The 10,060-nt window shown below is 68.5% G+C and carries 9 protein-coding genes; 2 read left to right on the forward strand and 7 right to left on the reverse strand.

The window, feature by feature from the left end; all coding sequences use genetic code 11:
- The 7 genes from HUV06_RS11675 to HUV06_RS11705 all read right to left on the reverse strand — a co-directional run.
- Window positions 1–202 (reverse strand): alanine racemase (locus tag HUV06_RS11675; RefSeq protein WP_174301439.1); only part of this gene is annotated, 202 nt, incomplete at its 3' end.
- Between the two features lie 31 nt (window positions 203–233).
- Entirely contained in the window at window positions 234–998 is a 765-nt protein-coding gene (locus tag HUV06_RS11680) for a DsbA family protein (protein ID WP_174301440.1), read from the reverse strand.
- Window positions 999–1,102: 104 nt separating this feature from the next.
- The gene (locus HUV06_RS11685; RefSeq protein WP_174301441.1) at window positions 1,103–2,443 is read right to left on the reverse strand and encodes a family 1 glycosylhydrolase; all 1,341 of its coding nucleotides are present in this window, start codon (window positions 2,441–2,443) and stop codon (window positions 1,103–1,105) included.
- Window positions 2,444–2,602: 159 nt separating this feature from the next.
- Window positions 2,603–4,159 carry a GMC family oxidoreductase gene (locus HUV06_RS11690; RefSeq protein ID WP_217433818.1) on the reverse strand — a complete coding sequence of 519 codons (1,557 nt, stop codon included), beginning with the start codon at window positions 4,157–4,159 and terminating at the stop codon, window positions 2,603–2,605.
- Complete coding sequence (locus tag HUV06_RS11695; protein WP_174301443.1) at window positions 4,149–4,751, reverse strand: gluconate 2-dehydrogenase subunit 3 family protein; 603 nt, start codon at window positions 4,749–4,751, stop codon at window positions 4,149–4,151. The genes HUV06_RS11690 and HUV06_RS11695 overlap by 11 nt, the downstream gene beginning before the upstream one ends.
- On the reverse strand, window positions 4,748–5,623 hold the full coding sequence (locus HUV06_RS11700; RefSeq protein ID WP_254601076.1) for an SDR family oxidoreductase: 876 nt from the start codon (window positions 5,621–5,623) through the stop codon (window positions 4,748–4,750). The genes HUV06_RS11695 and HUV06_RS11700 overlap by 4 nt, the downstream gene beginning before the upstream one ends.
- Window positions 5,624–5,706: 83 nt before the next feature.
- On the reverse strand, window positions 5,707–6,303 hold the full coding sequence (locus HUV06_RS11705) for a bacterioferritin (RefSeq protein WP_174301444.1): 597 nt from the start codon (window positions 6,301–6,303) through the stop codon (window positions 5,707–5,709).
- A gap of 171 nt (window positions 6,304–6,474) precedes the next feature.
- Here HUV06_RS11705 and HUV06_RS11710 point away from each other — a divergent pair, with 171 nt between their 5' ends.
- The gene (locus HUV06_RS11710) at window positions 6,475–8,280 is read left to right on the forward strand and encodes a DUF885 family protein (RefSeq protein WP_174301445.1); all 1,806 of its coding nucleotides are present in this window, start codon (window positions 6,475–6,477) and stop codon (window positions 8,278–8,280) included.
- A 296-nt stretch (window positions 8,281–8,576) separates the two neighbouring features.
- Window positions 8,577–10,001 carry a circularly permuted type 2 ATP-grasp protein gene (locus HUV06_RS11715; RefSeq protein WP_174301446.1) on the forward strand — a complete coding sequence of 475 codons (1,425 nt, stop codon included), beginning with the start codon at window positions 8,577–8,579 and terminating at the stop codon, window positions 9,999–10,001.
- The last annotated feature ends 59 nt before the right edge of the window (window positions 10,002–10,060 follow it).

Genomic DNA, 10,060 nt, shown 5'->3' on the forward strand with positions numbered 1-10,060 from the left:
CTTCGGACAGCCGGGCGGTGAAGAAGCGGCGTGCGCCTTCGCTCCACAGCCGCCGCGCCACGGGCCCGAGGCCCAGCCCATAGGCGTCGGCCTTCACCACCGGTGCGACCTCTGCGCGGCCAGCCTCCCGCTGCACAGTGACGAGGTTGGCGGCAAGCGCATCCAGGTCGACGGTGTAGCGCGCCTCTGCGGACGGTGTCATGGGCGCGGCGCCGGTCCGAGCGGGCGGACGATCAGCGTTGCGGCGCCTTGCGGGCCCGCACGACGGCTGCGCGCAGCAGGTCCATCTGGGCGCCTGAGATCATCTGGTCGCCGACGATGAAGGCGGGCGTGCCGTCGATGCCGAGCGCCCGGGCGAGCGCGCGGGCGTCGGCGATCTGAGCGGTGGTGGAGGTCGAGGTCTCCACCGTCTTGGCGGCGTTGGGATCGACGCCGTCGACCTTGAGCAAGGCCGTGATCCCGTCCTCATCCAGGTGCTTCTGGGCAAGCAGGGCGCGGTGCACGACATCGTACCTTCCCTGCGCATTGGCGGCGAGGGCGGCCCGGGCGGCGTCTTCGGAGATGTGGGTCTGGTCCTCGGCGTCCAGGATCGGGAACTCCTTCAGCACCAGCCGTATGTCCGGGTTGGCGGCCAGCAGCTTCTCCACGTCAGGTTCGGCCGCCTTGCAGAAGGGGCAGCGGTAGTCGAAGAACTCCACCACCGTCACTGCGCCTTGCGGGTTGCCGAGCACGGGGTCGCGCGGGTCACGTTCCAGCATCTGCTTGCGCGCCACGATGGCGGAGCGGGCGTCGGCGGCCTTGCCGGCATCCGCCTTGGCCTGCAACTGGTCGAACGCTTCCTGCAGCACCTCCGGATGGGCGAGCAGGTAGGCGCGCACCCGCCTGCCGAAGGCGAGGTCGGCGGGGCTCTCCTCTGCGTGGCAGGCGGCGACTGGGACGACGAGGGCGGTCAGCGTGGAGAGCAAGAGCGCTGAGGACCGGAGGTGGGAGAGGAGCAAGGGCGGCTTTCTGGCGGGTTCCGCGTCCTCTTCGGGCCGGCGGGAGAAAGGATCAAGGGCGTTGTCCATCTCCCTCATCTGCAATGGGGCGGATGAAGCGGACCCTACCTGTCCACCTTCAGCCTCGCCGCTTGGTTCGTGGTGTGCAGCATCTCGGCGTGGGGCATCAGGGTGATGCGGCCGAACTCCTCGAGCAGGGCGCGGAACTCCGCGGCGACGGGGTGGGGCTTGCGGGCTAGGTCGTACAGGCCGCAGGCGTTCACGGTGTCGTTCTTCTCAGAAAGCTGGCTGTCCCAGTCGATCTGGTCGGTCAGCGAATACCAGGTGAAGCCCAGCACCGGCACGCCCTCCTCGCGCACGCTGAGCACGTTCACCCACTGTTTCCAGAGCCAGGACGGTCCGGCGTCGGCGTTGAACACATTGGTCTCGGTGTGCATCACAGGCTTGCGGTAGCGCTGCCAGTATTGGCAGGCGATGGCGCGCCAGCCCATCACGTCCTCGGCCTCGAACTTGCTGCCGTCCGGCTTGATGATGTGCTCGTTGCGCCCGTAGTAGTCGATGCCCAGCACCTGGTAGCCGGGAGGGTCGCCACGCATGAACCAGGCGTATTCTTCACGCGTCAGCCCGTTGTCCAGGGCGTGCAGCAAGACCTCCGCGTCCAGCGGGTGGGCGTAGAGCAGGTCCAGCGACATGAACTTGACCTTGTTGGCCAGGACAGTGTGTTCGCTCACCGTGGCGTGCATCTCGTGGATGTATTCAGCGCTCTCGCTGTGGACGATCACCGCGTCGTGGCGGCGCTCGGCGATGGCGTGGCAGCCCAGGATCGAGCAGGCGGCCAGGTGCTTGATGGCGGTGACGAAGGCGGCGTCGCTCTTCAGCTGCTCGTTCCAGAAGCCCAGCTTGGCGCTGTTGCGAGCGGTGACATAGGCCTCGTTCACGGGCGTGTAGTAGCGCACCCACGGGTAACGGTCGGCAACCGCGGCGCAGTAGTCGCGGAAAAGCACCGGCAGCTCCGGGTTCTGGAAACTGCCCAGCCAATCCGGCACGCCGAAGTGCATCAGGTCCAGGATCGGGGTGATGCCCAGCCGCTTCAGTTCTGCCATCGCCTCGTCGGCGAAGGACCAGTCGTACCGGCTCCGGCCGAGCCAGACCTTGTGCAGGGGCAGCCCGTAGCGGAGCACGCGCACGCCGAGCTCGTGCACCAGCGCGAAATCCCCGCGCCAGTGCTCGTAATGGCCGCATTCGGCAAGCTGGTCGCGGCGGACACGGCCGTGGTCGATGGTGGGATAGGAGCACTCGATCCCGGTGGCGAACATGAAGCTGTCGCCGACCTCGCCCGTCGGCAAGCCGCCGCCGTCCTGGCCGCTGCCGCCGCCGAACTCGTCGCCGGCGTCGTCCCCCTCGCCGCGCACGCGGTGGATGATGTCGAGGAAGCCGTCAGCCATGGAAGGAGGTCTCTCCCTTTCCTTTGAGGGAAGGGTAGGGGAACGCCGAACGCAAGCTGGCGGACGGCGAGTATGATAAGTTGGCGCTTGGAGCGCCGCGGCGACGGACCCCCACCTGGACCGTTCCCTTCATGGCAGGGAGGCGGGCTGCGGCGCCCCTCATCGCCGCGCCAGGAAGCGGTCGGCGGTGCGCAGGCTGAGCGCCATCTGCGTGACGCAGGGATTGACGCTGAGCGCGCTCGGATAGACGGAATTGTCGCAGACATATAGGTTGGAGATCTCGAAGCTGCGGCAGTCGGCATTCACGACCGCGTCGTCGGCGTCGCTTCCCATGCGGCAGGCGCCCAGCGTATGGGCGTTACGCGGCGTGCGCTTCAGGGCATAGGCGCCGGCGGCCTCCAGCACCGCAGTCATCAGCCGGTCGCCATGGGCGGTCAGGGCCTTCTCGTTGTCGCCGTTGGAGAAGTCGATCATGGGCTTGGGCAGGCCCCGGGCGTCCAGCTCGTCGCTGAGCGTCAGGCGGTTGTCGGGGTGCGGCAGGCACTCGCCGCAGATGTTGATGCCGACGACATGGTTGAAGCGGCGCATGTGGCTCGTCAGCGCCTCGCCCCAGAGGCCGTAGCCCCGGGCCATCTGGGACGCGTAGGTCATAGGCATGACGCCGATGCTCTGGACCAGGTAACCGCCGGCGAAGCTGACGTCCTCGGGGCGATGAGTGTCCTCGCTGATCAAGCCCCCGGGGATCCCGCGGGTGGGCTTCACGAAAGCGTCCACCTCCGCCCAGATCTGCAGCGCCGGATGGGCCATGAAGTTGCGGCCGACCTGGCCCGAGCTGTTGGCCAAGTCGTTGATCAGCAGCAGGCGCGCGCTCTCCACCCCGCCGGCGCAAAGGAACACCGTCCCGCAGCGCTGGCGCTGCTCGCGGCCCTCGGCGTCGGTGTAGAGTACGGCCGACAGGCGGCCGTCGCCTTCGCGCTCGAAGCCGGTGACGAACGCGCGCTCGCGCACCTCCGCCCCGGCCCGCAGGGCGAGCGGGATGAAGGTGACGTCGGCGGAGCCCTTGGCGCCCACGCTGCAGCCCGCCTGGCAGAAGCCGCGGCTGGTGCAGGCCGGGCGATGCAGGCCGGCATAGTCGTAGTCGCTGGAAGGGGCGGCGTTGGGCGCCGGCGAGGTGCGCAGGCCAAGTTGGGCGCCACCGGCCTGCATGATCTGAGCAGCGCCATTCAGCGGCAGCGGCGGGCGTGGATAGGCGGATCGCGGTGGTCCCCAAGGATAGGGGGAGGGGCCGCTGACGCCCAGCATCCGCTCTACCTCGTCGAGGTAGGGCTCCAGCTCAAGATAGGTCATCGGCCAGTCGCGGCCGACACCGAACTCGGCGCGCAGGCGCAGGTCGTCCGGCTGGGGGCGGACGGCGTAGGCCGTCCAGTGCAAGGTCGAGCCGCCGACGCCGATGCCGGAATTGTTGCGGCCGAAGGCGATGGGGTCCTCGCCGGCCGACAGCCGCTCGTCCTTCCAGAACAGCTTCTCCTGTTCCATCTCGTCGCTGGCGAAGTCGTCCTTGGGCGACCAGCTCCGCCCGGCTTCCAGGCACACCACGCTCAGCCCCGCCTGGGCCAGCTTCATTAGGATGGGCGCCCCGCCGCCGCCAGCGCCGATCACCACGGCGTCGACGGGCTCGCGGTCGGAGTAGCGGCGGGGTGGCGGTTCAGCGGCCAAGGCGTCCGGCCTCCGCAGACACGGCCTGGAAGCCCACAGCCTGGGGGCCGTGTGCATCGGCCATGCCGTCATAGCCGATGGAGACCTGCACCAGGGGATGGGCGTAGTAGAGCTCGGTGAGCGCCGTCAGCAGTTCCTCAAACCAGTGGTCCAGAGCGGAGCCATCGAACGGCGGCTCGCCTTTACATGCGACCTTCAGCAGCTTGTCCTGAGGCTCCGTCGCAAGGTCCGCGAAGGCGGTCCCCGTCGCTGCTCGAGCTGCGACGTCGAGGGCGTCCAGGCCGGCGCGGTAAAGTGTCAGGTCGTCAGGCGCCTCGGCATAGCGCCAGCCGCGGAACAGGCCCTTAGCCAGCTTGGCCTCGAAGGCTGCCGGTAGGGCGGTGCGGCGCACCAGGTCAGGTTCGGGGATCAGGCGCAGGCACGCCGCCTCCAGCGTGCGCCGCTGGTCGGGCGAGAGCAGGTGCGTGGGCTCGAACCGCTGGTCCATCCGCCCCTGCAAGGCCGCGCGCGTGGGCGTGGTGAGGGCGTCGCTGGCGAGCAGCGCCCGCGTGCGCGCCTCGAGCGCCGAGAGGTCTTCGGTTGCGAGGCTCACGAGTCCGTCGACAGCTTTCCGCCGGTGACCTGCACCAGCGACCCGGTCATGAACGAGCCGTCATCCGACGCCAGCAGCACATAAATCGGCGCCAGCTCCTCCGGCTGCCCCGGACGCGCCAGCGCCACCTCATGGCCGAAGCCTTCCACCTCGCTCTCAGGCATGGTGGCGGGGATGTTGGGCGTCCAGACCGGGCCCGGCACCACGCAGTTAACCCGGATGTTCTTTTCACCCAGAGACAGCGCCAAGGCGCGGGTGAAGGCGTGGATGGCGCCCTTGGTGGCGCAGTAGTCGATCAGCAGTTCGTTGCCGGTCATCCCCACGATGGAGCCCGTGTTGACGATGGCGTCGCCCGCCTTCAGGTGCGGCAGAACGGCCTGGGCCATGAAGATGTAGCCCAGTATGTTGGTGTCGAAGGTCCGTCTGAGCTGTTCCTCGGTGATGTCGAGGAGGCCGCCTTCCTGGGCCTTCTGGTAGGCGGCGTCGTTGACCAGGATGTCGAGGCCCCCGAACGCCTCCACCGTCTCCGCCACAGCGGCCTCGCAGGCCTGCTTGGAGCGGACGTCGGCCTTGATGACGTGGCAGGTCCCGCTGCGGTCCTCGACCATGCGGCGGGTCTCCTGGGCGTCTCCGTCGTTTTCGTTGTAGAGGATGGCGACCCTGGCCCCCTCCAGCGCGAAGGCGATGGCCACCGCTCGCCCGATGCCGCTGTCCGCCCCGGTTATGATGGCGCGCTTGCCGAGAAGCTTTCCCGCCGCCTTGTAGTTGGCCAGCGAGGTCTGGGGCGCGATCGCCATGTCCGACTGCCTGGCGGGATATGGCAGGGACTGGCCGACCATGTCCTCGGCGGTTGGGCGCTCAGGCTCGCTCACGAAGCTTCCTTCTGGCTCATCTTACGAGAGACCGGCAGCGCAGGCCGCCGGTCCCTCCAGCCAGATGTTGGTGGCGCGGCCACTCAGTGGCGCGGCAGCGGCGGCTTGCCTTCGTGGGAGACAAGCAGGTCATGCATGTCGTCGGCGTGCTCCTCCTCCACCGTCAGGATGCCTTCGAGCATGACCCGGGTGGTGATGTCGTCATCGCCGAAATAGCGGATCAGCTCGCGGTAATGGTCCACCGCGATCCGTTCGGCGATCAGGTTCTCCTTGATCATGTCCACCAGGTTGCCGTCCTGGCCGGCGTACTGGGAGGCGGAGCGCGTGGCCAACCCCTCCGGATCGAAGTTGGGCGTGCCGCCGAGCTGGTTGATGCGGTCGGCGACGGCCAGCATGTGCTCCTGCTCCTCGGCCGCATGTTCCTTGAATTCGGCGCGGACGCCCTCGCTGGAGATGCCGGAGGCGGCGATGGAATGCTGGGTGTAGCGCAGGACGCAGACGATCTCGGTGGCCAGGACCGACTGCAGGATGTCGATGGTCTTGTTCACGTCGCCGCCGTAGGTCGAGGTGACCGCACCGCCGTCGATATGCTTGCGGGCCCGGTCGCGCAGCGTCCGCACGTCGCTCAGGAAGGGCTTCCCGGCGCTCTGGGGCCGCTCCAGGGTGTCGCTGTCGGCCATGGCCGTGTCTCCTGTCGATGATCTTTCGATACGCTCAACGCAGGCACGCCAGGGTGCGATGCATGCCGCGCGGCGATTTTGGCAGCTGGCAGGCCGCAGGATGGACAAAGTTTAACTCCGTTCCGACCCATCGCCGGACTAGGACGGTGCTACAACTAAGATGGGCGACCCATGAACCGACGTGATCTCCTGGCCGGCGGCGCCGGCGTGGCGGGCCTGGCCCTAGCCGCCCGTACGGCGAGCGCCCAGACCGCCGCTGGTGCGCCCTCGGCGCAGCTGAACGCCGTGTTCGACGGGATCATGAAGGAGAACCTGGACCGCTCGCCGGAGTTGGCCACCAGCCTCGGCCTCGACATGGGCGCTCGGGCCGGACAGAAGGCGCTGCTGGACGACCGCTCCATCGCCGCCTGGGAGGGCGACAAGCGCCGCATGGCCGCCCAGCTGGCGCGGCTGAAGGGCGTGGACCGCTCCACACTCGGCCCGCAGGACCGGGTGAACCTGGACTCGCTGGTCTATGTCGCCGCCTTGAACGACCAGGCCAACCGTCGCTTCCCCTACAGCGGCGGCCCCTACGTGGTCAGCCAGCTCACTGGCGCCTACCAGGGCGTGCCGGACTTCCTGGACACCCAGCATTCCATTGAGACCAAGGCCGACGCTGACGACTACCTGTCGCGCCTGTCGGCCTTCGCCACGGCGCTGGACCAGGAGGACGCCGCCGTCCGCCACGACGTGGCGCTGGGCGTCACGCCGCCGGATTTCATCCTCGACAAGACCCTGATCCAGCTCCGGGCGCTCCGCGACACGCCGCCGGCGACCTCCAACATGGTGCAGTCGGTGGCGCGCCGGACGCACGAGAAGGGCTTCCCCGGCGACTATGCCGGCCAAGCCACGGCCATCTACACCGGCAAGGTGCAGCCGGCGCTGGACCGGCAGATCGCCCTGGCGACCGAGCTCCGGGCCAAGGCCGTGCACGACGCCGGCGTCGCCCGCCTGCCGGACGGGCCGGACTTCTACGCCCTGTCGCTGAAGCAGTGGACGACTTCGGACATGCCGCCGGCCGAGATCCACCAGACCGGCTTGGACCTCGTCGCCAGCCATCAGTCCCAGCTCGATTCCCTGATGAAGTCGCAAGGGCTCACCCAGGGAACGGTCGGCGAGCGGTTCCGTGTGCTCTACAACGATCCCAAGTATCGCTATCCCAACACCGACGAGGGCAAGGTCAAGCTGATCGCCGACCTGAACCTCAAGGTCGCCGCGGTCCAGGCCAAGCTGCCCGCCTACTTCGGGACGCTGCCGAAGGCCAGGCTGGACATCCGCCGCGTGCCCAAGGCCACCGAGGCCGGCGCGCCGGGTGGCTACTACCAGCCGGGCGATCTCGCCGGCACGCGGCCCGGCGCCTACTACATCAACCTGCGCGACACCGCCGAAGTGCCGAGCTGGACCCTGCCGACCCTTACCTTCCACGAGGGCATCCCCGGCCACCACCTCCAGGGATCTCTGGCCATGGAGGCCAGCCTGCCGCTGATCCGCAAGACCCAATGGTTCTCCGGCTATGGCGAGGGCTGGGCCCTCTACGCCGAGAACCTGGCGGTGGAGATGGGCATGTACGACAGCGACCCGCTCGGCCACATCGGCCAGCTGCACGACAGCATGTTCCGCGCCGTGCGCCTCGTGGTGGACACGGGGCTCCACTCGCAAGGCTGGAGTCGGGAGAAGGCGATCCGCTACTACGTCGACAGCCTGGGCGACCAGGACGCCTCCGCCACCACCGAGGTGGAACGCTACTGCGTTTGGCCGGGCCAGGCCTGCAGCTACATGCTGGGCAAGCTCGACTGGCTCCGCCAGCGCGAGCGGGCGAAGACCGCGCTCGGCCCGCGCTTCGACATCCGCAAGTTCCACGACGCGGGCCTGCTGGCCGGCGCCATGCCGCTGGCGGTGCTCGACACGCGGATCGGGGAGTACATCCGCACGGCGTGAGGTGCGGCGCGGCGCCTCCGCCTCCATCGTCATCCTCGGGCTCGTCCCGAGGATCGAGCCGTCCACGCGCCGGGCGCTTACGCGCCGCAGGCGTCGAGCCTTTCGCCGGCCGCGATCCTCGGGACGAGCCCGAGGATCACGGGAAAACGACGGAATGTGACGCCGTTCTGGGCGAGCACAGCTCGTCGTGCAGCAAACCTGAGCAATGCAGCCCCTCGCGTCCTGCCGCGCTTTAATCCTACGATGGCGCGGGTCCAAGCGACCTGCTCAGGTGACCGCGCAGCCAGGCGAGGGTGATGCAGACGTTCGACGAAATGTATGGCGCCGTCTCCGGCCAAGTCGACGTCCGCGCCGGCTACGAGGCGCTGAAGCGTTGGCTGGACGAGACACCAGGCGACCTGCTGCACACCCGCCGCCAGCAGGCCGAGCTGCTGTTCCGCCGCATCGGCATCACCTTCGCGGTCTATGGCGACGAGTCGGCCGAGGAGCGGCTGATCCCCTTCGACATCATCCCGCGCGTGCTGACCCGGTCCGAATGGGCCACCCTGGAGCGTGGCCTGGTCCAGCGCTCGCGCGCGCTCAACGCCTACCTCGCCGACATCTACGGCCCGCGCGACTGCGTGCGCGCCGGCATCGTGCCGCCGGAGCTAGTGCTGCAGAACCCCCAGTTCCGGCTGGAGATGGTCGGCCACCCGCCGCCCCACGGGGTCTATACCCACATCGCCGGCATCGATCTCGTGAGGACCGACGCGGACGAGTTCTACGTGCTGGAGGACAACTGCAGGACGCCGTCGGGCGTCTCCTACATGCTGGAGAACCGGGAGGTGATGATGCGCCTGTTCCCGGACCTGTTCGCCCGCTGCCGGGTCATGCCCGTGGAGGGCTATACCGAGGCGCTGCTGGCCACTCTGCGTTCGGTCGCGCCGCCTCGCGCGCAGGCCAACCCCAACATCGTGCTGCTGACGCCCGGCATGTACAACTCCGCCTTCTACGAACACAGCTTCCTGGCCGACAAGCTGGGCGTGGAGCTGGTGGAGGGGAGCGACCTGTTCGTGCAGGACTGCGTGGTGTTCATGCGCACCACCGAGGGACCCAAGCGCGTGGACGTGATCTACCGGCGCATCGACGACGACTGGCTCGATCCCCTGGTGTTCCTGCCCTACAGCCGGCTCGGCGTGCCGGGGCTGATGGGCGCCTACCATGCCGGCAATGTGACGATCTGCAATGCGCCGGGCGCGGGGGCCGCCGACGACAAGGCGATCTACAGCTACATGCCCGAGATCGTACGCTTCTTTACCGGCGAGGAGCCGATCCTGAAGAACGTGCCGAGCTGGCGCTGCCGTGAACCCGATGCGCTGGGCCACGTGCTGGAGAACCTGCACGAGCTGGTGGTGAAGGAAGTGAACGGCTCGGGCGGCTACGGCATGCTGGTGGGGCCGACCTCCACGCGCGACGAGATCGAGACCTTCCGCGCCAGGCTGAAGGCGACGCCGGAGAACTTCATCGCCCAGCCGACGCTGGCTTTATCCACCTGCCCGACCTTCGTGGAGAGCGGGGTGGCGCCGCGGCACGTGGACCTGAGACCATTCGTGCTGACGGGGTCCGACGAGGTGCGGATTACGCCGGGAGGCCTGACGCGCGTGGCGCTGAAGGAAGGCTCGCTGGTGGTGAACTCCAGCCAGGGCGGCGGGACCAAGGACACCTGGGTGCTGGATGAGTGACGCGGTGCTGGCCCCCTCCACCAGGCTTCGCCTGGTCCCCCTCCCCCAGGGGGGGAGGA

Source organism: Caulobacter sp. S45 (assembly GCF_903642205.1).
Classification (GTDB): domain Bacteria; phylum Pseudomonadota; class Alphaproteobacteria; order Caulobacterales; family Caulobacteraceae; genus CAHJWH01.

Excerpts from the sequence above, each read along its gene's own strand:
- HUV06_RS11685 (WP_174301441.1), bottom strand. The coding sequence starts at position 2,443 with ATGGCTGACGGCTTCCTCGACATCATCCACCGCGTGCGCGGCGAGGGG.
- HUV06_RS11705 (WP_174301444.1), bottom strand. The coding sequence starts at position 6,303 with ATGGCCGACAGCGACACCCTGGAGCGGCCCCAGAGCGCCGGGAAGCCC.
- HUV06_RS11710 (WP_174301445.1), top strand. The coding sequence starts at position 6,475 with ATGAACCGACGTGATCTCCTGGCCGGCGGCGCCGGCGTGGCGGGCCTG.
- HUV06_RS11715 (WP_174301446.1), top strand. The coding sequence starts at position 8,577 with ATGCAGACGTTCGACGAAATGTATGGCGCCGTCTCCGGCCAAGTCGAC.